Origin of the sequence: Streptomyces sp. NRRL S-244 (assembly GCF_000717915.1) — a bacterium.
Taxonomy (GTDB): Bacteria; Actinomycetota; Actinomycetes; order Streptomycetales; family Streptomycetaceae; genus Streptomyces.
The window spans coordinates 14,073-37,753 of record NZ_JOCX01000039.1; the positions used below are offsets into that span (position 1 = coordinate 14,073).

General features: G+C 72.4%; 24 protein-coding genes. 23 read left to right on the forward strand and 1 reads right to left on the reverse strand.

The window, feature by feature from the left end; translation table 11 throughout:
- The first annotated feature begins 111 nt into the window (after positions 1 to 111).
- The 5 genes from IF02_RS0129865 (at position 112) to ftsH (ending at position 8,019) form a co-directional block, all read left to right on the forward strand.
- The gene (locus IF02_RS0129865; RefSeq protein WP_030162442.1) at positions 112 to 1,458 is read left to right on the forward strand and encodes an ammonium transporter; all 1,347 of its coding nucleotides are present in this window, start codon (positions 112 to 114) and stop codon (positions 1,456 to 1,458) included.
- The gene (locus IF02_RS0129870) at positions 1,455 to 1,793 is read left to right on the forward strand and encodes a P-II family nitrogen regulator (protein WP_030162445.1); all 339 of its coding nucleotides are present in this window, start codon (positions 1,455 to 1,457) and stop codon (positions 1,791 to 1,793) included. The genes IF02_RS0129865 and IF02_RS0129870 overlap by 4 nt, the downstream gene beginning before the upstream one ends.
- 38 nt (positions 1,794 to 1,831) lie before the next feature.
- The gene (locus IF02_RS0129875) at positions 1,832 to 4,252 is read left to right on the forward strand and encodes a [protein-PII] uridylyltransferase (protein ID WP_030162448.1); all 2,421 of its coding nucleotides are present in this window, start codon (positions 1,832 to 1,834) and stop codon (positions 4,250 to 4,252) included.
- Between the two features lie 137 nt (positions 4,253 to 4,389).
- The gene (gene ffh, locus IF02_RS0129880) at positions 4,390 to 5,961 is read left to right on the forward strand and encodes a signal recognition particle protein (protein ID WP_030162451.1); all 1,572 of its coding nucleotides are present in this window, start codon (positions 4,390 to 4,392) and stop codon (positions 5,959 to 5,961) included.
- Between the two features lie 135 nt (positions 5,962 to 6,096).
- Complete coding sequence (gene ftsH / locus IF02_RS0129885) at positions 6,097 to 8,019, forward strand: ATP-dependent zinc metalloprotease FtsH (protein ID WP_030162453.1); 1,923 nt, start codon at positions 6,097 to 6,099, stop codon at positions 8,017 to 8,019.
- Between the two features lie 39 nt (positions 8,020 to 8,058).
- On the opposite strand, the gene IF02_RS0129890 is transcribed toward ftsH, so the two are convergent.
- Entirely contained in the window at positions 8,059 to 8,736 is a 678-nt protein-coding gene (locus IF02_RS0129890) for a hypothetical protein (protein WP_030162455.1), read from the reverse strand.
- A 131-nt stretch (positions 8,737 to 8,867) separates the two neighbouring features.
- Between IF02_RS0129890 and proS the strand changes: the two genes are divergently transcribed.
- The 18 genes from proS (at position 8,868) to IF02_RS0129980 (ending at position 23,627) form a co-directional block, all read left to right on the forward strand.
- Positions 8,868 to 10,280, forward strand: a complete 1,413-nt coding sequence (gene proS / locus IF02_RS0129895; protein ID WP_030162457.1) for a proline--tRNA ligase — start codon at positions 8,868 to 8,870, stop codon at positions 10,278 to 10,280.
- A 211-nt stretch (positions 10,281 to 10,491) separates the two neighbouring features.
- Positions 10,492 to 11,091, forward strand: a complete 600-nt coding sequence (locus tag IF02_RS0129900; RefSeq protein ID WP_030162459.1) for a hypothetical protein — start codon at positions 10,492 to 10,494, stop codon at positions 11,089 to 11,091.
- Positions 11,092 to 11,270: 179 nt separating this feature from the next.
- Positions 11,271 to 11,711 carry a 30S ribosomal protein S16 gene (gene rpsP, locus IF02_RS0129905; RefSeq protein ID WP_030162461.1) on the forward strand — a complete coding sequence of 147 codons (441 nt, stop codon included), beginning with the start codon at positions 11,271 to 11,273 and terminating at the stop codon, positions 11,709 to 11,711.
- 2 nt (positions 11,712 to 11,713) lie between these two features.
- On the forward strand, positions 11,714 to 11,953 hold the full coding sequence (locus IF02_RS0129910) for an RNA-binding protein (protein WP_030011889.1): 240 nt from the start codon (positions 11,714 to 11,716) through the stop codon (positions 11,951 to 11,953).
- 93 nt (positions 11,954 to 12,046) lie between these two features.
- Positions 12,047 to 12,610: a ribosome maturation factor RimM gene (gene rimM / locus IF02_RS0129915; protein WP_030162464.1), complete on the forward strand. Its 564-nt coding sequence runs from the start codon at positions 12,047 to 12,049 to the stop codon at positions 12,608 to 12,610.
- Positions 12,610 to 13,431 carry a tRNA (guanosine(37)-N1)-methyltransferase TrmD gene (gene trmD / locus IF02_RS0129920; RefSeq protein WP_030162468.1) on the forward strand — a complete coding sequence of 274 codons (822 nt, stop codon included), beginning with the start codon at positions 12,610 to 12,612 and terminating at the stop codon, positions 13,429 to 13,431. Before rimM ends, trmD begins: the two co-directional genes overlap by 1 nt.
- A gap of 133 nt (positions 13,432 to 13,564) precedes the next feature.
- Positions 13,565 to 13,915 carry a 50S ribosomal protein L19 gene (rplS, locus tag IF02_RS0129925; RefSeq protein ID WP_008737520.1) on the forward strand — a complete coding sequence of 117 codons (351 nt, stop codon included), beginning with the start codon at positions 13,565 to 13,567 and terminating at the stop codon, positions 13,913 to 13,915.
- Positions 13,916 to 13,959: 44 nt separating this feature from the next.
- Positions 13,960 to 14,745 carry a signal peptidase I gene (lepB, locus tag IF02_RS0129930; RefSeq protein WP_030162476.1) on the forward strand — a complete coding sequence of 262 codons (786 nt, stop codon included), beginning with the start codon at positions 13,960 to 13,962 and terminating at the stop codon, positions 14,743 to 14,745.
- Positions 14,738 to 15,766, forward strand: a complete 1,029-nt coding sequence (lepB, locus tag IF02_RS0129935; RefSeq protein ID WP_030162479.1) for a signal peptidase I — start codon at positions 14,738 to 14,740, stop codon at positions 15,764 to 15,766. Before lepB (IF02_RS0129930) ends, lepB (IF02_RS0129935) begins: the two co-directional genes overlap by 8 nt.
- A gap of 107 nt (positions 15,767 to 15,873) precedes the next feature.
- On the forward strand, positions 15,874 to 16,773 hold the full coding sequence (lepB, locus tag IF02_RS0129940; RefSeq protein WP_234318375.1) for a signal peptidase I: 900 nt from the start codon (positions 15,874 to 15,876) through the stop codon (positions 16,771 to 16,773).
- A gap of 44 nt (positions 16,774 to 16,817) precedes the next feature.
- On the forward strand, positions 16,818 to 17,639 hold the full coding sequence (gene lepB, locus IF02_RS0129945) for a signal peptidase I (protein WP_078622418.1): 822 nt from the start codon (positions 16,818 to 16,820) through the stop codon (positions 17,637 to 17,639).
- On the forward strand, positions 17,629 to 18,135 hold the full coding sequence (locus IF02_RS0129950; RefSeq protein WP_030162485.1) for an NUDIX hydrolase: 507 nt from the start codon (positions 17,629 to 17,631) through the stop codon (positions 18,133 to 18,135). Before lepB (IF02_RS0129945) ends, IF02_RS0129950 begins: the two co-directional genes overlap by 11 nt.
- A gap of 55 nt (positions 18,136 to 18,190) precedes the next feature.
- The gene (locus IF02_RS0129955) at positions 18,191 to 18,499 is read left to right on the forward strand and encodes a DUF2469 domain-containing protein (protein ID WP_006139554.1); all 309 of its coding nucleotides are present in this window, start codon (positions 18,191 to 18,193) and stop codon (positions 18,497 to 18,499) included.
- A gap of 174 nt (positions 18,500 to 18,673) precedes the next feature.
- Positions 18,674 to 19,045: a YraN family protein gene (locus IF02_RS0129960; protein ID WP_030162490.1), complete on the forward strand. Its 372-nt coding sequence runs from the start codon at positions 18,674 to 18,676 to the stop codon at positions 19,043 to 19,045.
- On the forward strand, positions 19,045 to 20,685 hold the full coding sequence (locus IF02_RS0129965) for a YifB family Mg chelatase-like AAA ATPase (RefSeq protein WP_030162493.1): 1,641 nt from the start codon (positions 19,045 to 19,047) through the stop codon (positions 20,683 to 20,685). Before IF02_RS0129960 ends, IF02_RS0129965 begins: the two co-directional genes overlap by 1 nt.
- Entirely contained in the window at positions 20,682 to 21,971 is a 1,290-nt protein-coding gene (gene dprA, locus IF02_RS0129970; RefSeq protein WP_051696644.1) for a DNA-processing protein DprA, read from the forward strand. The genes IF02_RS0129965 and dprA overlap by 4 nt, the downstream gene beginning before the upstream one ends.
- Before the next feature lie 209 nt (positions 21,972 to 22,180).
- On the forward strand, positions 22,181 to 23,017 hold the full coding sequence (whiG, locus tag IF02_RS0129975) for an RNA polymerase sigma factor WhiG (RefSeq protein WP_037837384.1): 837 nt from the start codon (positions 22,181 to 22,183) through the stop codon (positions 23,015 to 23,017).
- A gap of 52 nt (positions 23,018 to 23,069) precedes the next feature.
- On the forward strand, positions 23,070 to 23,627 hold the full coding sequence (locus IF02_RS0129980) for a TetR/AcrR family transcriptional regulator (RefSeq protein WP_030162500.1): 558 nt from the start codon (positions 23,070 to 23,072) through the stop codon (positions 23,625 to 23,627).
- The last annotated feature ends 54 nt before the right edge of the window (positions 23,628 to 23,681 follow it).

Here is a 23,681-nt window from a genome sequence, read left to right on the forward strand (position 1 = left end):
GGGCCAATAACCGGCCAGCCCCCAGGCCCCCACCCCCCGGCCTTACGCCTTGCGCCGCTCAGGTTTTCACGATCGCCCGCACGCGAACGTACCGACGACGAGGAGACGCCGATGGCATCAGCCATCACGACCCTCGCGGCAGACGCCCCGACGCTCTCTGCCGCGAACACCGGGTTCATGCTCATCTGCTCCGCCCTGGTCATGCTGATGACCCCCGGGCTCGCCTTCTTCTACGGGGGCATGGTCCGCGTCAAGAGCAGCCTCAACATGCTCATGATGAGCTTCATCAGCCTCGGGATCGTCACGATCCTCTGGGTCCTCTACGGCTTCAGCCTCGCCTTCGGGACGGACTCCGGCAGCATCATCGGCTGGTCCTCCGACTACGTCGGCCTCAGCGGCATCGGCATCACCGAGCTGTGGGACGGGTACACCATCCCGGTCTACGTCTTCGCGGTCTTCCAGCTGATGTTCGCCGTCATCACCCCCGCCCTGATCAGCGGCGCCCTGGCCGACCGCGTGAAGTTCAGCGCCTGGGCCCTGTTCACCGCCCTGTGGGTCACCGTCGTCTACTTCCCCGTCGCCCACTGGGTCTGGGGCGCGGGCGGCTGGCTCTTCGAGCTCGGCGTCATCGACTTCGCGGGCGGCACCGCCGTCCACATCAACGCCGGCGCCGCCGCCCTCGGCGTCATCCTGGTCATCGGCAAGCGCGTCGGCTTCAAGCGCGACCCGATGCGCCCGCACAGCCTCCCGCTCGTGATGCTCGGCGCCGGCCTGCTCTGGTTCGGCTGGTTCGGCTTCAACGCCGGCTCCTGGCTCGGCAACGACGACGGCGTGGGCGCGGTCATGTTCGTCAACACCCAGGTCGCCACCGCCGCCGCCATGCTCGCCTGGCTCGTGTACGAGAAGCTGCGCCACGGCTCCTTCACCACCCTCGGCGCCGCCTCCGGCGCGGTCGCGGGCCTCGTCGCCATCACCCCCTCCGGCGGTTCCTGCTCCCCGCTCGGCGCGATCGCCATCGGCGCCATCGCCGGTGTCGTCTGCGCCATGGCCGTCGGCCTCAAGTACAAGTTCGGCTACGACGACTCCCTCGACGTCGTCGGCGTCCACCTCGTCGGCGGAGTCATCGGCTCGCTCCTGGTCGGCTTCTTCGCCACCGGCGGGGTCCAGTCCGACGTGGCCGGCCTCTTCTACGGCGGTGGCCTGGAGCAGCTCGGCAAGCAGGCCATCGGAGTCTTCTCCGTACTCGCCTACTCTCTCGTGGTGTCCGCGGTCCTCGCCTTCCTCCTGGACAAGACGATCGGGATGCGGGTCACCGAGGACGACGAGGTCTCCGGCATCGACCAGGTCGAGCACGCCGAGACCGCCTACGACTTCAGCGGAGCCGGCGGCGGCGCCTCCTCCCGGAGCACCGCCGCACCCGCCCCCGCTGCCGCCGCGAGCAAGAAGGTTGACGCATGAAGCTGATCACCGCGATCGTCAAGCCGCACCGGCTCGACGAGATCAAGGACGCCCTCCAGCGGTTCGGAGTCCAGGGGCTCACCGTCTCCGAGGCCAGCGGGTACGGACGCCAGCGCGGCCACACCGAGGTCTACCGCGGCGCCGAGTACACCGTGGACCTCGTACCGAAGATCCGCATCGAGGTGGTCGTCGAGGACGACGACGCCGAATCGGTGATGGACGTCCTGGTACAGGGCGCCCGCACCGGGAAGATCGGTGACGGCAAGGTGTGGAGCGTCCCCGTGGACGCGGTCATCCGCGTCCGCACCGGCGAGCGCGGCGCAGAAGCGCTCTAGGCGACGGGAGCTCCTGGGTGACGAGTGCCGAACAGACCATGACGGGCGATGCGAACGATCCGTCCGGCTCGGGACCCAGCGGGTACGCCGCGGCCCGGCTGCGACTCCTCCAGGAGGAGTCGCGGTCCGGGCCTTCGCGGCGTTCCGCGCTGGCCGGGCTGACCGACGACTGGCTGAACGCCCTGTTCACCACGGCCCTGCGGGAGACCGGGGTACGGGGTGCCACCCTCGTCGCCGTCGGCGGCTACGGGCGGGCCGAGCTCTCCCCGCGCAGCGACCTCGACCTGCTGCTGCTCCACGACGGCAAGGCGGAGCCGCGGGCGCTGAGCGCGCTGGCCGACCGCATCTGGTACCCCGTGTGGGACCTGGGCGTGGCCCTCGACCACTCGGTGCGGACCCCGGCCGAGGCCCGCAAGACCGCAGCCGAGGATCTCAAGGTGCACCTGGGGCTGCTGGACGCCCGGCCGGTCGCGGGCGACGCGGGGCTGCTCGCGGGCCTGCGCACCTCGGTGCTGGCCGACTGGCGCAACCAGGCCGCCAAACGGCTCCCGCAGCTGCACGCGCTGTGCCGGGAGCGGGCCGAGCGGGCCGGGGAGCTGCGCTTCCTGCTGGAACCCGACCTCAAGGAGGCCCGCGGCGGGCTCCGCGACGCCACCGCGCTGCGGGCGGTCGCCGCGTCCTGGCTCGCCGACGCCCCGCGCGAGGGGCTGGCCGAGGCACGGCGGCGGCTGCTGGACGCGCGCGACGCCCTGCACCTGGTGACGGGCCGGGCGACCGACCGGCTCGCGCTCCAGGAACAGGACCAGGTCGCGGCCCAGCTGGGGCTGCTCGACGCGGACGCGCTGCTGCGCGAGGTGTACGAGGCCGCGCGGGTCGTCGCGTACGCCGGTGACGTGACCTGGCGGGAGGTCGGGCGGGTCCTGCGGGCCCGGGCGGCCCGGCCGAGGCTGCGCGGGCTGCTGGGGACGCGGGGGGCCGCGGCGGCCGAGCGGGCACCGCTCGCGGAGGGGGTCGTGGAGTCCGACGGCGAGGCCGTCCTGGCCCTGGCCGCCCGGCCCGACCGGGACCCGGTGCTGGCGCTGCGGTTCGGGGCCGCGGCCGCGCAGGCCGGGCTGCCGGTGTCGCTGCACGCCGTACGACGGCTCGCGGCGCAGGCCAAGCCGCTGCCGGTGCCGTGGCCCGCGGAGGCGCGGGAGCAGTTGCTGACCCTGCTGGGGGCGGGGGAGCCGACCGTCGCGGTCTGGGAGGCCCTGGAGGCGGAGGGGCTGATCACCCGGCTGCTGCCCGACTGGGAAAGGGTGCGGTGCCGGCCGCAGCGCAATCCCGTGCACACCTGGACGGTGGACCGGCACCTGGTGGAGACGGCGGTACGGGCCTCAGCCCTGACCCGCCGGGTCGGCCGGCCCGACCTGCTGCTGATGGCCGCCCTGCTGCACGACATCGGCAAGGGCTGGCCGGGGGACCACTCGGTGGCGGGCGAGACGATCGCCCACGACGTGGCCGTACGCGTCGGCTTCGACGAGCGGGATGCCTCCGTTCTGGGCGTGCTCGTACGGCACCACCTGCTGCTGATCGACACCGCGACGCGGCGCGACCTCGACGACCCCGCGACGGTCCGCTCGGTCGCGGAGGCCGCGGGATCGCTCGGCACGCTGGAAATACTGCACGCGCTGACCGAGGCGGACGCGCTGGCCACCGGCCCGGCGGCGTGGAGCACGTGGCGGGGCTCGCTGGTGGCGGACCTGGTGGCGCGGGTGGCCGCGGTGCTGCGGGGCGCGCCGCCCGCCGCGGCGGAGCCGGCCATCGCGACGACCGATCAGGAACGCCTCGCGGTGGAGGCGCTGCGCACCGGGGAGCCGGTGCTGGCGCTGCACGCGCGCCAGGAGGAGGACGACGCGGTCGGGGTCGAGCTGGTGGTGGCGGTCCCGGACCAGCCGGGGGTCCTCCCCGCGGTGGCCGGCGTCCTGGCCCTGCACCGGCTCACGGTCCGGGCCGCGGACCTGCGCTCGATGGAGCTGGCGGAGCTGGCGGGCGAGGTGCTGGTCCTGCGGTGGCGGGTGGCGGCGGAGTACGGGGCGCTGCCGGAGGCGGCGCGGCTGCGGACGGACCTGATCCGGGCGCTGGACGGCTCGCTGGACGTCCCGGCGAAGCTGGCGGACCGCGAGGCGGCGTACCCGCGGCGGCGCGGGGTGGTCCCGCCGCCGCCCCGGGTCACGGTGGTCCCTGAGGTGTCCTCGCTGGCCACGGTCCTGGAGGTGCGGGCTCCGGACGCGGTGGGTCTGCTGCACCGGATCGGGCGCGCGCTGGAATCCTCCGGCGTGCGGGTGCGCAGCGCGCACGTCTCGACGCTGGGCGCCAACGCGGTGGACTCCCTGTACGTGGTCGACCCCGACGGCAAACCGCTGCCGCCTGCCGCCGCCGCGGCCCTGGCCGCCGGCCTGGAGGCCGCCCTCCGCTGACCGGTGCTCGGGGGCCCGCCGCGCGGCGTCCCGGGGCGGAGCCCCGGGGCCGCGAACGGGCGGGTCCCCGGACGGGGGGAGGGCCCGATACCCTGGGGGGCGACCACACGCCCCCGACCCGAGGAATCGCGACCACCGTGTTCGATACGCTTTCCGACCGCCTCAGCGCGACCTTCAAGTCCCTCCGGGGCAAGGGCCGCCTCTCCGAGCAGGACATCGACGCTGCGGCGCGGGAAATCCGTATCGCCCTCCTCGAGGCCGACGTCGCCCTGCCCGTCGTCCGCTCCTTCATCGCGAACGTCAAGGAGCGCGCCCGCGGCGAAGAGGTCTCCAAGGCCCTGAACCCGGGCCAGCAGGTCCTCAAGATCGTCAACGACGAGCTCGTGTCGATCCTCGGCGGCGAGACGCGGCGGCTGCGCTTCGCCAAGACGGCGCCCACCGTGATCATGCTCGCCGGCCTCCAGGGTGCCGGTAAGACCACCCTCGCCGGAAAGCTCGGCCTCTGGCTCAAGGGCCAGGGCCACTCCCCGCTGCTCGTCGCCTGCGACCTCCAGCGCCCCAACGCCGTCAACCAGCTCAGCGTCGTCGCCGAGCGCGCCGGCGTCGCGGTCTACGCGCCCGCCCCCGGCAACGGCATCGGCGACCCGGTGCAGGTGGCCAAGGACTCCATCGAGTACGCCCGCACCAAGCAGTACGACATCGTCATCGTCGACACCGCCGGCCGCCTCGGCATCGACTCCGAGCTGATGCAGCAGGCCGCGGACATCCGTGACGCCGTCAGCCCCGACGAGATCCTCTTCGTCGTCGACGCCATGATCGGCCAGGACGCGGTCAACACCGCCGAGGCCTTCCGCGACGGCGTCGGCTTCGACGGCGTCGTGCTCTCCAAGCTCGACGGCGACGCCCGGGGCGGTGCCGCGCTCTCCATCGCGCACGTCACCGGCAAGCAGATCATGTTCGCCTCGAACGGCGAGAAGCTCGACGAGTTCGACGCGTTCCACCCCGACCGCATGGCGGGCCGGATCCTCGACATGGGTGACATGCTCACCCTCATCGAGCAGGCCGAGAAGACCTTCAGCCAGGCCGAAGCCGAGAAGATGGCGGCCAAGCTGGCGAAGGGTCCCAAGGAGTTCACGCTCGACGACTTCCTGGCCCAGATGGAGCAGGTCCGGAAGATGGGCTCCATCTCCAAGCTGCTCGGCATGCTCCCCGGCATGGGGCAGATCAAGGACCAGATCAACAACATCGACGAGCGCGACGTCGACCGCATGGCCGCGATCATCAAGTCGATGACCCCGGCCGAGCGGCACGACCCGCACCTCATCAACGGCTCGCGCCGCGCCCGTATCGCCAAGGGCTCCGGCGCCGAGGTCAGTGCCGTCAAGAACCTCGTCGAGCGCTTCTTCGAGGCCCGCAAGATGATGTCCCGCATGGCGCAGGGCGGCGGGATGCCGGGGATGCCGGGCATCCCCGGGATGGGCGGCGGCCCCGGCCGGCAGAAGAAGCAGATCAAGCAGGCCAAGGGCAAGCGCAAGAGCGGCAACCCGATGAAGCGCAAGGAAGAGGAGGCGGCGGCAGCCGCCCGCCGCGAGCAGGGCCCGCAGAGCGCCCCGCCCGCGACCGGCAGCCCGTTCGGCCTGCCCGCCGGCGGCGGCCAGGCCGGCCAGGACTTCGACCTTCCGGACGAGTTCAAGAAGTTCATGAAGTAGGCGCGGCCGCACAAGGACGTACGGGGAAGGGCCCTGGCGGGATCATCGCCAGGGCCCTTCCCCGTACGTCCTGCGGGCGCAATGGTGCGTTATATCCCTTATGGTCGGCCACGAGGACGGCAGTAAGGAGGCCACGTGCCCAGCCCCACCCCCGTACCGCCTCGCGAACGCGCCGACACGCCCTGGCGCTCCGAGGGCGCGCCGACGCCGCCGCCCAAGAGGAAGATGCCCGGGGGCTGGCGCGGACTGGTCCTCGCCGCACTGATCGTCTTCCTGCTCGCCAACGTGGCCCTGTCGTACTTCAACCAGGGCGACGAGCCGACCGTCTCGTACACGGAGTTCAGCAAGCAGGTCGCCGACGGCAACGTCTCGAAGATCTACTCCAAGGGCGACGCCATCCAGGGCGAGCTGAAGAACAAGCAGCCGCTGCCCGACGGCGGCAAGGGCGACTACACGAAGTTCGTCACCCAGCGCCCGGCCTTCGCCGACGACGACCTGTGGGCGAACCTCAGCAAGCACAACGTCGTCGTCACGGCCTCCCCGGTCGTCGTGCAGCGCAGCTTCCTGGCCAATCTGCTGATCTCGCTCGCTCCGATGCTGCTGCTGGTCCTCCTGTGGGTCTTCATCGCCCGCCGCATGGGCTCGGCCATGGGCGGCGTCGGCGGGCTGGGCCGCAAACAGCCGCCCAAGCCCGTCGAGCTGGAGGGCGGCAAGCGCACCACCTTCGCCGACGTGGCCGGCATCGACGAGGTCAAGGGCGAGCTCAACGACGTCGTGGACTTCCTCAAGAACCCCCAGCAGTACCGGGCCATGGGCGCCAGGATGCCCGGCGGGGTGCTGCTCGCCGGACCGCCCGGCACGGGCAAGACGCTGCTGGCGCGGGCGGTCGCGGGCGAGGCCGGGGTGCCGTTCTTCTCCGCCTCCGCCTCCGAGTTCATCGAGATGATCGTCGGCGTGGGCGCCTCCCGGGTCCGTGAACTCTTCTCCGAGGCGCGCAAGGTGGCCCCCGCGATCATCTTCATCGACGAGATCGACACCATCGGCCGGGCCCGCGGCGGCGGGGCCGCCATGGGCGGCCACGACGAGCGCGAACAGACCCTGAACCAGATCCTGACCGAGATGGACGGCTTCTCCGGCTCCGAGGGCGTCGTCGTCCTCGCCGCCACCAACCGGCCCGACGTCCTCGACCCGGCGCTCACCCGCCCCGGCCGCTTCGACCGCACGGTCTCGGTCTCCCCGCCCGACCGGGCCGGGCGCGAGGCCATCCTGCGGATCCACACCCGGGACATCCCGCTCGCCGCCGACGCCGACCTCGACCAGGTGGCCCGCACCACTCCCGGCATGACCGGCGCCGACCTCGCCAACCTGGCCAACGAAGCCGCCCTCCTCGCGGTGAAGCGCAAGCAGGGCCAGGTCACCCAGGCCGACTTCATGGACGCCCTGGAGAAGGTCCAGCTGGGCGCCGCCCGGTCGCTGGTCATGCCGGAGGAGGAGCGCCGCCGCACGGCCTACCACGAGAGCGGCCACGCCCTGCTGGGCATGCTCCAGCCGGGCGCCGACCCGGTCCGCAAGATCACCATCGTGCCGCGCGGCAGGGCGCTCGGCGTCACCCTCTCGACCCCCGACGCGGACCGCTACTCGTACACCGAGGAGTACCTGCGTGGCCGCATCATCGGCGCCCTGGGCGGCATGGCCGCCGAGCACGTCGTGTTCGACGTCATCACCACGGGCGCGGAGAACGACCTGGAACAGGTCACCAACCTCGCCCGCGGCATGGTCGGCCGCTGGGGCATGAGCGAGCGCGTCGGCCGCCTCACCGCGATCCCGGCGGACGCGCAGAGTCCGTACGGGCTGCTCGCGGCCCCCGCCACCCTCGACGCGGTGGACCACGAGATGCGCCGGATCGTCGACGAGTGCTACCTGGAGGCCTGCCGGCTGCTGCGCGAACACCGGCCGAAACTCGACGCGCTGACCGAGGCCCTGCTGGCGAACGAGACCCTCGACGAGCCGGCCGCCTACGAGGCCGCGGGCATCCCCCGCCTCTCGAAGGAGGCGTAGGGGGTGCCTCGGCGGCGCGGGCCCCCGCCGCCGCCACGGCTACGGCACGCGGGCGATCACGTAGCGGAAGATGTTCGGCAGCCACACGGCGCCGTCCGGCCGCTCGTACGGGTGAAGCGCCTCGGTCAGCTCCTTCTCGACCTGCGCCGGATCGGACGAGGACTCGTACAGCCCCGTCGACAGCAGCCCCCGTACCGCGCTGTCCACGTCCGCGTACCCGAACGGGCAGAACACCCGGCCCGATCCGTCGGGCGTGAGCCCGGCCCGCGCCACCATCGCGTCCAGGTCCCGCGGCGCGGGACCGCCGCCCAGGACCGCGGGCACCGTGCACCGCTCCGCCGGGCCCCAGTCGGCCAGCACCACCGCCCCGCCCCGCCGGACCGCCGGCAGGGCCGCGTCGAGGGCCGCCGCGGACGGGGAGAAGGCCAGCAGCACGTCGTACGGGCGCCCGCCGTCCGGCGGGGCCGGGACCACCTCCAGCAGCCGCTCGCGCGCCAGCGCCCGGCGCGCCGGGTCCGCCTCCACCCCCGTGGCGGCGGCTCCCCGCCCCGCGGCCAGCAGCAGGGCCAGCCCCGACCCGCAGTCCAGGCCGAGCAGCCGGTCGCCCGGCCCGACCTCCAGCCGGTCGTAGACCGCTTCGTACAGCGGTACCAGCATCCGTTCCTGGATCTCCGCCCAGTCCCGGGCGACGAGCGTCGCCGTCGGCGTCGGTGTCATCGAAAGAGCGCTCCTGATTCCTTGTCGCCCCCTTGCCCCCGTTGCCAGAGAACTCCCCATTCGCCCCCGCGTCCAGAGGAGTGCGCCACCCGATTCACGCTCGACGCGCCCGGCGCCGTACCATTCGCGCCATGGCAAAGGCACCCGTTCTCACCCCCCAGGCGGAGGATTTCCCCCGCTGGTACCAGGATCTGATCAACAAGGCCGAGCTGGCCGACAACGGTCCGGTACGCGGCACCATGGTCATCCGACCGTACGGCTACGGGCTGTGGGAGCGGATGCAGCAGGAGATGGACGCGCGCATCAAGGACGCGGGCGCCCAGAACGCGTACTTCCCGCTGTTCATCCCGCAGTCGTACCTGACGCGCGAAGCCGAGCACGTCGAGGGCTTCGCCCCCGAGCTCGCGGTCGTCACGCACGGCGGCGGCAAGGAGCTGGACGAGCCGGTCGTGGTCCGGCCCACCTCCGAGACGATCATCAACGACTACTTCTCGAAGTGGGTCCAGAGCTACCGCGACCTGCCCCTTCTGATCAACCAGTGGGCGAACGTGGTCCGCTGGGAGATGCGCCCGCGCGTCTTCCTCCGTACGAGTGAGTTCCTCTGGCAGGAGGGCCACACCGCCCACGCCACGTACGAGGACGCCCGCGACTACGCCGCCCGCATCCACACGGACGTGTACGGCGACTTCATGACGAACGTGCTCGGCATCGACGTCGTGCTCGGCCGCAAGACCGCCAAGGAGCGCTTCGCCGGCGCCATCAACACCCTCACCCTCGAGGGCATGATGGGCGACGGCAAGGCGCTGCAGCTGGGCACGAGCCACGAGCTCGGCACCAACTTCGCCAAGGCCTTCAACACGCAGTACCTGTCGAAGGAAGGCAAGCAGGAGCTCGTCTGGCAGACGTCGTGGGGCGTCTCGACCCGCATGGTCGGCGGTCTGATCATGTCCCACGGCGACGACAACGGCCTCCGTGTCCCGCCGCGCCTCGCGCACGTCCAGGTCGTCGTCATGGCGATCAAGGGCGACGAGGCCGTGACGAAGGTCCGCGAGCTCGGCGCGCAGCTGAAGGCCGCCGGCATCCGCGTGCACGTCGACGACCGCGTCGACACCCCCTTCGGCCGCCGCGCCGTGGACTGGGAGCTCAAGGGCGTACCGGTCCGCGTGGAGATCGGCCCCCGCGACCTGGAGGCCGGCACCGCGATGCTGGCCCGCCGGATCCCGGGCGGCAAGGAGCCCGTGCAGATCGACGCGCTCGCCGACCTGCTGCCCAAGGTGCTCGAGGAGGACCAGGCGCAGCTGCTGCGCGAGTCCCGCGAGCGCCGCCTGGCCCGCACCTCCGACGTCTCCACCATCGAGGAGGCCGCCGAGGCCGCCGTCGCCGGCGGCTGGGCGCGGATTCCGTGGGCCGACCTCGGCCCCGAAGGCGAGGCCAAGCTGGGCGAGCAGGCCGTCTCCGTACGCTGCCTGATCGCCGCGGACGGGTCGGTTCCGGAGGCGGACGACGCCCCCGGTACGCTCGCGATCGTCGCGCGCTCGTACTGATCTGCGCCGTCTGACCAGGGACCGGCCCCGGCGCACGGCACGAGCCGTGCGCCGGGGCCGGTCCTTTTGGTCGACGTTACGTACCGACTCATCCTGGGATCGGCGCACCCGTCCTCGTCGGGACGCATGAGACTGAACTGACTGGTACGTGCAAAAAATTTGGAATGGCCCGGAATCGGAACACCGGGGCACCCCGGCTCGTTGTCACGACGTGAGCACGACACCACCTGTTCTCGCCGCAGAGCTGGCGCAGGCGTGGGCCGACATTCAGCGGTACCACTCCGAGCTGCCTGACCTTGCCGCGCCCGAGTCCCTGATCGGAGAGTCCTCGTCCGCCTGCGGCGCCGAGCTCTCCTTCGAGCGACTGCTGCACGAGGCAGTCCACGGCATCGCCGCCGCCCGCGGAGTGCGCGACACCTCGCGGGCAGGCCGCTACCACAACCGCAGATTCCTCGCGATCGCCGAGGAGATGGGGCTGGACCACTCCGACGAGCCGCACGCCAGCAGCGGCTTCTCACTGGTCTCGCTCAATCCCGAGGCGAAGAAGCGCTACCGCCCCACCATGGAGCGGCTCCAGCGCGCACTGAAGGCGCACACGGCCGCGACGGCCGCCGACACCAAGCGCAGCTTCCGCGGGCCGGCCGCCCGGCACGGCTCCTCGGGTGGCGGTGTCCGCGTCAAGGCGGTCTGCGACTGCGGGCGCAACGTGCGGGTGGTCCCCTCCGTGCTGGCCCAGGCGCCGATCGTGTGCGGCGGCTGTATGAAGCCGTTCCGCATCCCCGAGGTGGCCGTCTCGGCCGCCGCCTCCTGAGCCCGGCAGACTCCCCGCGAGAAGCGCCGCAGGCATGTGGCACAATGGCTAGCTGTACTCGACAGTCGCATAGGACCCCTCTCTCCTCCGGCTGACGCGTCCATCGGGCACCCGAGTACCGCAACCCCACGTGGCATCTCATGTGCCCAACCACGTCAAGTTCAGGAGACACCACTCCAGTGGCAGTCAAGATCAAGCTCAAGCGCCTCGGCAAGATTCGCCAGCCGCACTACCGCATCGTCGTCGCCGACGCCCGCACCCGCCGTGACGGTCGCGCGATCGAAGAGATCGGTATCTACCACCCGACGTACAACCCGTCGCGCATCGAGGTCAACGCCGAGCGTGCGCAGTACTGGCTGTCTGTTGGCGCCCAGCCCACCGAGGCTGTTCTCGCCATCCTGAAGCTGACCGGTGACTGGCAGGCCCACAAGGGCCTCCCGGCCCCCGCGCCGCTGCTGCAGCCGGAGACGAAGGAGAGCAAGCGTCGCTCCTTCGACGAGTTCGCCAAGGCCCTCGAGGGCATCGGCGAGACCAAGGGCGAGGCCATCACGCAGAAGGCGAAGAAGGCCGACAAGAAGGCGGACGAGGCTGAGGCCGCCGCCGAGTCGACCGAGGCCTGATCATGCTCGAGGAGGCTCTTGAGCACCTCGTAAAGGGCATTGTGGACAACCCCGACGAAGTGCAGGTCGCCTCGCGCAACCTGCGTCGCGGGCAGGTGCTCGAGGTCCGGGTTCACCCGGACGACCTCGGGAAGGTGATCGGCCGCAACGGCCGCACCGCGCGTGCCCTGCGTACCGTCGTGGGCGCCATCGGCGGCCGGGGGATCCGCGTCGACCTCGTCGACGTGGACCAGGTCCGCTGAGACTTGGTTCATTGAGAACGTGAATCACCGGCACGGGCCGGGGAGGGCATTCGTGCCCGCCCCGGCCCGTCGTCGTCTGAACAGGAGAAATAGGTGGAGCTGGTAGTCGCGCGGATCGGCCGCGCCCACGGGATCAAGGGTGAGGTCACCGTCGAGGTGCGGACCGACGAGCCGGAGCTGCGGCTCTCGCCCGGCGCCGTTCTGCGGACCGAACCGGCGGCGGCGGGTCCGCTGACCATCGAGACGGGCCGCGTGCACAGCGGGAGGCTGATGCTCCGCTTCGCCGGCGTCAAGGACCGCACCGGTGCCGAGGCGCTGCGCAACATCCTGCTGATCGCCGACGTCGACCCGACGGAGCTCCCCGAGGAAGAAGACGAGTACTACGACCACCAGCTGATGGACCTGGACGTGGTGCTCGAGGACGGTACCGAGATCGGCCGGATCACCGAGATCTCCCACCTGCCCTCGCAGGACCTCTTCATCGTCGAACGCCCCGACGGCACCGAGGTGATGATCCCGTTCGTCGAGGAGATCGTCGCCGAGATCGACCTGGAGGAGCAGCGCTGCGTCATCACGCCGCCGCCCGGGCTGATCGACGACCGCGCCGAGATCGTCTCCACGCGTGACGACGGGGCCGAGGCCGGGGAAGAAGCCTGATGCGTCTCGACGTCGTCACGATCTTCCCCGAGTACCTGGAGCCGCTCAACGTCTCCCTCGTCGGCAAGGCGAGGGCCCGCGGGCAGCTCGACGTACACGTCCACGACCTGCGGGACTGGACGTACGACCGGCACAACACGGTCGACGACACCCCCTACGGCGGCGGTCCCGGCATGGTCATGAAGACCGAGCCGTGGGGCGAGGCCCTCGACACGGCCCTGGCCGACGGATACGAGTCCGGCGCGCGCGGGCCCGTCATGGTCGTCCCCACGCCCAGTGGCCGCCCGTTCACCCAGGAACTGGCCGTCGAGCTCTCCGAGCGGCCCTGGCTGATCTTCACGCCGGCCCGGTACGAGGGCATCGACCGCCGGGTCATGGACGAGTACGCCACGCGCATGCCGGTCTACGAGGTCTCCATCGGCGACTACGTGCTGGCGGGCGGCGAGGCCGCCGTCCTGGTGGTCACCGAGGCCGTGGCCCGGCTGCTGCCCGGAGTGCTCGGCAACGCCGAATCACACCGCGACGACTCCTTCGCACCCGGCGAGATGGCGAACCTGCTGGAGGGGCCGGTCTACACGAAGCCCCCGGAGTGGCGCGGCCGGGGCATCCCGGACGTGCTGCTCAGCGGCCACCACGGGAAGATCGCCCGCTGGCGCCGGGACGAGGCCTTCCGCCGGACCGCGCGGCACCGCCCCGATCTGATCGAGCGCTGCGAGGCCTCCGCCTTCGACAAGAAGGACCGCGAGATCCTGAGCATCCTGGGCTGGCGGCCCGCCGCCGACGGCCGATTTTGGCGTAGGCCGGAGGCCGTGGAAGAATAGGCGGCTGCTGTGTGCTCGCGTGCGCCCCTGCCACAGGGGGACAGTCGCCCGCCGAGTGACGCGGCTCCCGAATTCTCTCCGGAAACCCGCACCGGCGGCCTGTGGCGTCGTGCGAAGAAAGCAGACGAAGAACATGTCTCACCTGCTCGATGGCGTCAACGCCGCCTCGATCCGCTCCGACGTCCCGGCCTTCCGCCCGGGTGACACGATCAACGTGCACGTCCGCGTCATCGAGGGCAACCGCTCCCGTATCCAGCAGTTCAAGGGTGTTGTCATCCGTCGCCAGGGCTCTGGCGTCTCCGAGACCTTCACCGTTCGCAAGGTCTCCTTCAGCGTCGGCGTCGAGCGCACCTTCCCGGTGAACTCCCCGATCTTCGAGAAGATCGAGCTCGTCACCCGCGGTGACGTGCGTCGCGCCAAGCTGTACTTCCTCCGTGAGCTCCGCGGCAAGGCCGCGAAGATCAAGGAGAAGCGCGACCGCTGATCTCCTCTCCGGGTTCCGGGGGCGGCCGGATAGGCTCGCCCTCGATGGACACCGAAGCAGAGCTCACACAGCGCGGCCACTCCTCCCCCGAATCGGGGGAGGGGCGGCCGCGTTTTGCGTTGTGGGGGCGCCGCGCGCTGCCCGGGTGGCGGGTCTTCCTGACGCTGCGGGGGGCCGCGGCGCTCGGCGTGCTCTGCACGGGCTTCCTGCTGCTGGTCAGCAACTTCGTCGTACAGCCCTTCCAGATCCCGAGCCGGTCGATGGAGCCGACGCTCCAGGTCGGGGACCGGGTGCTGGTGAACAAGCTGGCGTACCGTTTCGGCGACCGGCCGAAGCGCGGGGACGTGGTGGTCTTCGACGGCACGGGCTCCTTCGTACGGGAGCGGCCCGAGGGCAATCCGATCGGCGAGGCCCTGCACGGCGCGGCCTCCGCGCTCGGGATCGGCGAGCCGTCCGAGACCGACTTCGTGAAGCGGGTCGTGGGCGTCGGCGGGGACGACGTGGTGTGCTGCGACGCAGGAGGGCGGATCAAGGTGAACGGGGTTCCGGTGGAGGAGCCGTACCTGTACCCCGGCGACGCGCCCTCGAAGGTGCCCTTCCGGATCGTCGTACCCCTGGGGACCCTGTGGGTCATGGGTGATCATCGTTCCCAGTCCCGGGACTCCCGGGACCACCTGGGGGAACCGGGCGGGGGGATGGTGCCGGTGGAGAAGGTGATCGGGCGGGCCGACTGGATCGGCTGGCCGGTATCGCGGTGGGGATCGACTCCTACGACTCCTGCGGCGACCGCGTCCACGGCGACACCGTCCTCCGGTGGCGGTCATGGGTAGCCGGGGGCGGCCCAGAGGCGGCCGGGTCCCCGAGCCGGAGCCGGATCCGGAGCCCGAGCCGAGGCGGACGCCCCAGCCCCCGCCCGCGCCCCAATTCTGGCGTGCACCCGAGACGCCGGGCGGCCCCGCGCCCCGGCGGGAGCCCGAGCCCCGGCGGGAGCCCGAGCCCGCCGCGGTCCCCGAGCGGCCGGTGCGGGAGCCCGGGTCGCGGCGAGGGGCCAAGGCGCAACCCGTCGCGGCCGAGAGCGGCGGCCGGGCCGAGCGGCGCCGGCTGGCCCGCCGGGTCAAGCGGCGCAGGCGTACCCGCCGGGTGGGCGAGGTACCGCTGCTGATCATCGTGGCGCTGTGCATCGCGCTCGTCCTCAAGACCTTCCTCGTGCAGGCCTTCTTCATCCCGTCCGGATCCATGGAGCAGACGATCCGGATCGGCGACCGCGTGCTCGTCGACAAGCTGACGCCGTGGTTCGGCTCCAAGGTCGAGCGCGGTGACGTCGTGGTGTTCAAGGACCCCGGCGGCTGGCTCAAGGGCGAGGCCGCGCGCCCGCCCCAGGACCCGGTCGGCGTCAAGCAGATCAAGGAGACGCTGACCTTCATCGGCCTGCTGCCCTCCGCCGACGAACAGGACCTGATCAAGCGGGTCATCGGCGTCGGCGGCGACACCGTCGTGTGCTGCGACGCCAAGGGCCGCGTCACCGTCAACGGAACGGCGCTCGACGAGCCGTACGTGAATCCCGGCAACGCCCCCTCCGAAATCCGGTTCGAGGTGCAGGTGCCCCGCGGCCGGCTCTTCGTGATGGGCGACCACCGGGCGAATTCGGCCGATTCCCGCTACCACCTCGACGAGGCCTTCGACGGCACCATCGACGAGAAGGGGGTCGTGGGTCAGGCCGTCGTCATCGCCTGGCCGTTCGACCACTGGCGCAAGCTCGAACAGCCCGTGACCTTCCGTTCGGTTCCCGATCCGGCCCCGAGCGGGCGACGCGGCCGCCGGCGGCGCCGCCGCGGTCCACCGTTCGCATAGTGTGTCCTCGGTCTCCCGCGCCTTAGGGAACTCCCGCTCGTTAAGGGAGGGGAGGGCCCGTATCCGAATTCGGCGCGGGCGGCGATCTGCGAGGTTGAGGAGTGGATGTGGGGGATGTGGCGGTAGGCGCGCGATCCGGACGCGATGAAGGCGAGGAGCGGCCGGACGATGCCGAGCGCGAGGCCGAGGAGGGTGCCGACGCGAAGCCGCACCGCTCGTTCTGGAAGGAGCTCCCGCTCCTCATCGGCATCGCCCTGCTGCTCGCCCTGCTGATCAAGACCTTCCTGGTGCAGGCGTTCTCGATCCCGTCCGACTCGATGCAGAACACCCTGCAGCGGGGCGACCGGGTGCTCGTGGACAAGCTGACCCCGTGGTTCGGCTCGGAGCCCGAGCGCGGCGAGGTCGTGGTCTTCCACGACCCCGCGAGCTGGCTGGCCGGGGAGCCCACCCCGGAGCCCAACTTCGCGCAGCAGATCCTCAGCAAGATCGGCCTGATGCCGTCCGCGGACGAGAAGGACCTGATCAAGCGGACCATCGCCATCGGCGGTGACACGGTCGAGTGCAAGAAGGGCGGACCGGTCGTCGTCAACGGCAAGGAGCTCGACGAGCCGTACATCTACCCGGGCAACACCCCGTGCGACGACGCCCCGTTCGGTCCGATCACGGTGCCCAAGGGCAAGATCTGGGTGATGGGCGACCACCGGCAGAACTCGCAGGACTCCCGCTACCACATGCAGGACTCCACCCAGGGCTTCGTCCCGGTCGACAAGGTCGTCGGGCGGGCCGTGGTCGTGGCCTGGCCGATCACCCGCTGGGCGACCCTGCCCATCCCGGACACGTTCGACCAGCCCGGCATCGGGAACCAGACCAAGGCGACCGCGATGGGCCTCGGGGCCGCCGGGCTGGCGCCCGTCGGGCTCGGACCGGCCGCGCTGGGCCTGGCCGGAGCGGTTCCGGTCGTGATGTGGCGCCGGCGGAGGCTGACCAGCGGGACTACCGGCAGGTAGGGTGCCGCCCAGGTCGTCGATCCCGGAAGTGTGGGGGCGCTGCAATGGGCGAAACGCTGAAAACGCAGACAAGCGGTACCGAGGGCATACGCGGTACCGGAGCAACACGCGGTGGCAAGGACGGCCGCGGCGGTCTCGGCAACGTGCTGTCGGGAGTCGCCGTGGCCGTCGGCTTTGTCCTCTTCCTGGGCGCCTTCGCCTGGGGGGCCTTCACCTACCGGCCGTACACGGTGCCGACCGACTCGATGATGCCGACGGTGAACCCCGGCGACCGCGTGATCGCCCAGCGCATCGACGGCGGTCAGGTGCGGCGCGGCGACGTCGTCGTGTTCACCGACCACGCGTGGAGCGACTCGCCCATGGTCAAGCGCGTCGTCGCCGTCGGCGGCGACACCGTGAAGTGCTGCGCGGCGGGCGGCCGCCTCACCGTCAACGGCCAGGAGCTCGACGAGCCGTACCTCGAGCACGCCCTGCCCGAGGGGGAGCCCGCGAACAGCGCCGCGGTGCCGGCCTCCGACACTCCCTTCGAGGTCACGGTGCCCGAGGGCAACCTCTTCCTGCTGGGCGACCGGCGCGCCGCCTCGCTCGACTCCCGGTCCCACCTCCAGGAGGCCGGCCAGGGCACCGTGCCGCGGTCCGCGGTACAGGCCCGGGTCGACGCCCTCGCCTGGCCCACGGTGAAGATGCTGGAGCGGCCCGCCACGTACGCCTCCCTGCCCGGCGGGACCTCGCGGCCGGGGCCGCTGCGCCTCCAGCTGGCCGCGGTGGCGGCCGGAGCCGCCCTGGTGTTGCTGGGGGCCGCGTACGGGCCTCTCGTACGGGTCCTGGGGCGCGGGCGGCGGCGGGAGCCGGCCGGTGCCCGCTGACGCGGCCGCCGCGGGCGGCCCCCGCAGGGTGTCCCGGGTGATCCTGCTGGACCCCGAGGACCGGATCCTGCTGCTGCACGGCTTCGAACCGGACAATCCCGCGGACCACTGGTGGTTCACCCCGGGCGGCGGGCTCGAAGGCGGCGAGACCCGGGAGCAGGCGGCGCTGCGGGAGCTCGCCGAGGAGACGGGGATCACAGAGGTGGATCTGGGGCCGGTGCTGTGGCAGCGGTACTGCTCGTTCCCGTTCGACGGGCGGCGCTGGGAGCAGGACGAGTGGTACTACCTGGCCCGGACCGCGCGGACGCGGACCGAGATGAGCGGGCTCACCGAGCTGGAGCGACGCAGCGTCAGCGGTGCCAGGTGGTGGACCTCCGAGGAACTTCTCTCGGCCCATGAGACGGTGTACCCGACCAGACTCGCCGAGCTGCTCCGTACGCTGCTCGACGACGGTCCCCCGGGTGCGCCGGTGGTCCTGGCCCCGGAAATCGTTTAGGGGCGCACGGGCCTGGCGCACAATAGGGGGACGCACGGCTGAAGGGGAACATGCCATGAGCGCCGAGGACCTCGAGAAGTACGAGACCGAGATGGAGCTGAAGCTCTATCGCGAGTACCGCGACGTCGTCGGGCTGTTCAAGTACGTGATCGAGACCGAACGTCGTTTCTACCTCACGAACGACTACGAGATGCAGGTGCACTCGGTCCAGGGGGAGGTGTTCTTCGAGGTCACGATGGCCGACGCCTGGGTGTGGGACATGTACCGGCCGGCCCGCTTCGTGAAGCAGGTGCGGGTGCTGACCTTCAAGGACGTGAACATCGAGGAGCTCAACAAGAGCGACCTCGAGCTGCCGGGCAGCTGACGCCCGGCCCTTCGCCGCCTGCGTGCGCTCCCGCCCCCGCGCCCGCGCCCACTGCCCCGGCCCTCCCGGCCTCACCCTCACGGGTGAGGGGGTTGTCCACAATGCCCTCGCTGTCCACCAAGATCCACAAGGTGGGCGGGGCCGCGGGATCGTCGGGGGCGGAGGTGGTGCCCGATGAACGCGAAGGGCGTGGCACGGCAGGCGTTGGGGCGGTACGGCGAGGAACTCGCGGCGCGGCGGCTGACCGAGGCCGGCATGACGGTGATCGCGCGGAACTGGCGGTGCCGCAGCGGGGAGATCGACATCGTCGCGCGGGACGGGGACGCCCTCGTCGTGTGCGAGGTCAAGACGCGCCGGGCGGGGGATTTCGAACACCCCATGGCCGCCGTCCGGCCCGGCAAGGCCGAGCGCTTGCGCCGGCTCGCGGGGCGCTGGCTCGCCGACCACGGCGGACCGCCCCCGGGCGGGGTGCGGATCGACCTCGTGGGAGTCCTGCTGCCGCGGCGCGGTGCGGCCGTGGTGGAGCACGTCCGGGGGGTGTCGTGATGGGGTTCGCACGAGCCTGCTCGGTGGCCCTGGTGGGTGTCGACGGCGTGGTGGTGGAGGTCCAGGCCGATCTGGAGCCCGGGCTCGCGGCGTTCACCCTGGTGGGGCTGCCCGACAAGACGCTGACCGAGAGCCGGGACCGGGTGCGGGCCGCCGTCGTGAACTCGGGCGCGACCTGGCCGCAGAAGAAGCTCACCGTCGGGCTCAGCCCGGCCTCCGTACCGAAATCGGGCGCGGGATTCGACCTGGCCGTCGCGGCCGCCGTGCTGGGCGCCGCCGAGGTGGTCGACCCCGCCGCCATCGCCGATCTGGTGCTCATCGGGGAGCTGGGGCTGGACGGCCGGGTGCGGCCGGTGCGGGGCATCCTGCCGGCGGTCCTCGCCGCGGCCGACGCCGGGTACCTCAACGTGGTGGTGCCGCAGCAGTGCGCCGCCGAGGCCATGCTCGTCCCGGACGTCAGCGTGCTGGGCGTGCGCAGCCTGCGCCAGCTGATCGCCGTCCTCACCGACGGGGAGGTCCCCGAGGAGGAACCACCGGATCCACCGGGGCGGCCCGATCCGATGCTGGCCGGGCTGGTGGTCCCGGGCGCGGGCATCGGCACCGGGATCTCCCGCGGCGGGGGCCGGGCCGGCGAGGGGGAGGCCCCGGACTTCCCCGACCTCTCCGATGTCGCCGGGCAGCACGGCGCCCGCCGGGCCCTGGAGGTGGCCGCCTCCGGGGGCCACCACCTCTTCCTCAGCGGACCGCCGGGAGCCGGCAAGACGATGCTGGCCGAGCGGATCCCCTGGATCCTCCCGCCGCTGTGCCGTCAGGACTCCCTGGAGGTCACGGCCGTGCACTCGGTCGCCGGGGTCCTGCCGCCCGGGGAACCGCTGGTCGCCCGGCCCCCGTACTGCGCGCCGCACCATTCGGCGACCATGCAGTCCCTGGTCGGCGGCGGCGCGGGAGTGCCGAGGCCCGGGGCGGTCTCCCTGGCCCACCGGGGCGTGCTGTTCCTCGACGAGGCCGCCGAGTTCAGCACCAAGGCCCTGGACGCGCTGCGCCAGCCCCTCGAATCGGGGCACGTGGTCATCGCCCGGGCCGCCGGGGTGGTGCGGCTGCCGGCCAGGTTCCTGATGGTCCTCGCGGCGAACCCCTGCCCGTGCGGGCGGCACACCCTGCTCGGGGCCGGCTGCGAATGCCCGGCCTCGGTGGTCCGGCGCTACCAGGCCAGGCTGTCGGGGCCGCTGCTGGACCGGGTGGACCTGCGGGTGGAGGTCGAGCCGGTCACCCGCTCCGACCTGCTGGGGCGCGGGGGCAGAGGGGAGTCCACGACGGTCGTCGCCGACCGGGTGCGGGAGGCCAGGGACCGCACCGCGGCCCGGCTCGCCGACACCCCGTGGCGGCTCAACGCCGAGGTGCCCGGGCACGAGCTGCGCACCCGCTGGCAGGCGGCCCCGGGGGCGCTGGCCCAGGCCGAGCGCGACCTGGAGCGCGGGCTGCTCACCGCCCGCGGGCTGGACCGGGTGCTGCGGGTCGCCTGGACCGTGGCCGACCTGCGGGGACGGGACCGCCCCGAGGCCCTGGACGTGGCCGTCGCCCTCGAACTGCGCACCGGCATCGCCCGCGGTGCGGCCCTGGCCATGGGGGCGCAGTCATGAGCGCCCGGGAGGAGCCCGAGCCGGCGTACGGGACCGGACCGGCCACCGATTCCGAGCCGGCCGGCGGGTCCGGGACGGCGACTGATTCCGAGCCGGCCGACGGGTCCGGGACGGCGGCCGACCCTGACCCGGAGTTGCTGGCGCGGGCCGCGCTGACCCGGGTGTTGGAGCCCGGGGACGAGCACGGCGGGCGGTGGCTGCGCGAGCACGGCGCCGTCGGGCTGATACGGCTGCTGACCGGCCCGGACACCGCGGCGGCAGCCCTCGCCGGAGTGGGGGAGCAGCGGCTCGCCGGCTACCGCAGACGCGCCGCGCTCGCCGACCCCCGGCGGGACCTGGCGGCCGCCGCCCGCAGCGGCGGCCGGTTCATCTGCCCCGGCTCCCCGCAGTGGCCGACCCAGCTGGACGACCTCGGCGACGCCCGGCCCATCGGGCTCTGGCTGCGGGGCCGGCCGGACCTGCGGACCTGGGCCCTGCGCTCCGTCGCCGTGGTCGGCGCCCGCGCCTGCACCCCGTACGGCGCGCACATGGCCCAGACCCTGGCCGCCGGACTCGCCGAGCGGGGCTGGGTGGTGGTCTCGGGAGCGGCGTACGGGGTCGACGGCGCGGCCCATCGAGGGGCCCTCGCCTCGGGCGGCGCCACCGCCGCGGTGCTCGCCTGCGGGGTGGACATCGCCTACCCGCGCGGCCACGCCGAGCTGCTCGGCCGGATCGCCGCGCAGGGACTCGTACTGGGGGAGCTGCCGCCCGGCAGCCACCCCACCCCGAGCCGGTTCGTGCTGCGCAACCGGGTCATCGCCGCACTGACCCGGGGCACCGTGGTGGTCGAGGCGGCCCACCGCAGCGGCTCCCTGGTCACGGCCCGGCGGGCCCAGCGGCTCGGGCGGTTCACCATGGGCGTCCCCGGGCCGGCCACCAGCGGGCTCTCGGGCGGGGTGCACGAACTGCTGCGCGGCGAGGCCGTGCTCGTCACGGACGCCGCGGAAGTGGTCGAGCTGGTCGGCGGCATGGGCGAACTGGCCCCCGAGCGGCGCGGCCCGGTGCTCGCCCGGGACCTGCTGGACCGGGACACCGCCCGCGTGCTCGAAGCGCTCCCGGCCGGCCGCCTCGCGCACGCCGACCAAGTGGCCCTCGCCGCCGGCACCGGCACCGATGAAGTCATCGGCAGACTGTACGAACTTCACTCTCTGGGGTTCGTCGAACGGCAGGGCGAGGGCTGGCAGTTGACCAGACAATCACCTGAAGGAGGCACAGAAACCGGTGGCACCCGGCGAGGCGGTCATTGACCTGGGGTGTTCCGGTGAAAGAGTGAAGCCGATGAGAGACGCGGTCTCCCCGGTGGCAGCCGCCGGGACCGAGCGCCAGGCGCCGGTCCCGGGTCGCCCGCGCGAGTCAGGACGCCCCGGTGCCCATGCGCGATCCCGTACTCTTCGCGCACCGCGACACTTCCGTCACGCTACGCTCCCAAGGAATCCGGCTCCGGCAAAGGCGAAGCATGCCCCAGCACACCTCAGGGTCTGACCGCGCAGCGGTGCCCCCCGCTGCCCGCGGCAGCGTGCGGACCACCGCGCCCTCGTCCCTCGAGGTGCTGTGGCGCTCGTACAAGGAGAGCGGTGACGAGCGGCTGCGGGAGCAGCTGATCCTCCACTACTCGCCCCTGGTGAAGTACGTGGCCGGCCGGGTCAGCGTGGGCCTGCCGCCCAATGTGGAACAGGCCGACTTCGTCTCCTCCGGGGTCTTCGGGCTGATCGACGCCATCGAGAAGTTCGACATCGAGCGGTCCATCAAGTTCGAGACGTACGCGATCACCCGCATCCGGGGCGCGATGATCGACGAGCTGCGCGCCCTGGACTGGATCCCGCGCTCGGTCCGGCAGAAGGCGAGGGCCGTGGAGCGGGCCTACGCCACCCTCGAAGCCCAGCTGCGCCGCACCCCGTCGGAGCACGAGGTCGCCGGAGAGATGGGCATCGCCGTGGAGGAACTCCACGCCGTGTTCAGCCAGTTGTCGCTGGCCAACGTGGTCGCCCTGGAGGAGCTGCTGCACGCCGGCGGCGAGGGCGGCGACCGCCTCTCGCTGATGGACACCCTGGAGGACACCGCCGCCGACAACCCGGTGGAGGTGGCCGAGGACCGCGAGCTGCGCAGGCTCCTGGCCAGGGCGATCAACACCCTCCCGGAACGCGAGAAGACCGTGGTCACGCTGTACTACTACGAGGGCCTCACGCTGGCCGAGATCGGCAACGTACTGGGCGTCACCGAAAGCCGGGTCAGCCAGATCCACACCAAGTCGGTGCTCCAGCTGCGGGCCAAGCTGGCGGATGTCGGCCGGTGAGCTTGCGGCACCTCCGTAGAGTGGACCTGTGCCCAGGATTCGAGCGGCCTCCGTGGCCGAGCACCGGTCGATGCAGCGCGGCGCCCTGCTGGACGCCGCGCGCTCCCTGTTGTCCGAAGGCGGGACGGAAGCGCTGACCTTCCCCGCCCTGGCGGAGCGCACCGGTCTCGCCCGGTCCTCCGTGTACGAGTACTTCCGCTCCCGCGCGGCCGTGGTCGAAGAGCTGTGCGCGGTGGACTTCCCCGTGTGGGCCGCCGAGATCGAGGCGGCGATGGAGCAGGCCGAGTCGCCCGAGGCCAAGGTCGAGGCCTATGTGCGGAGCCAGCTGGGACTGGTCGGAGACCGGCGGCACCGGGCGGTGGTCGCGATCTCGGCCAGTGAGCTGGATGCGGGGGCGCGGGAGAAGATCCGCGCCGCGCACGGGGGTCTCGTGGCGATGATCGTGGAGGCGCTGGGCGCCCTCGGCCACGAGCAGCCCCGGCTCGCGGCGATGCTGCTGCAAGGGGTCGTCGATGCGGCCGTGCGGCGCATCGAGCTGGGCGCCGCCGAAGACCCCGGCGTGGTGACGGAGGCTGCCGTGGCCATGGCTCTCCGGGGCGTGCGGGGCTGAGACCCCGAGACCCCCGGGGGCTCCCCCCCCGCCCCCACCCCCCTCCTTCTGCCC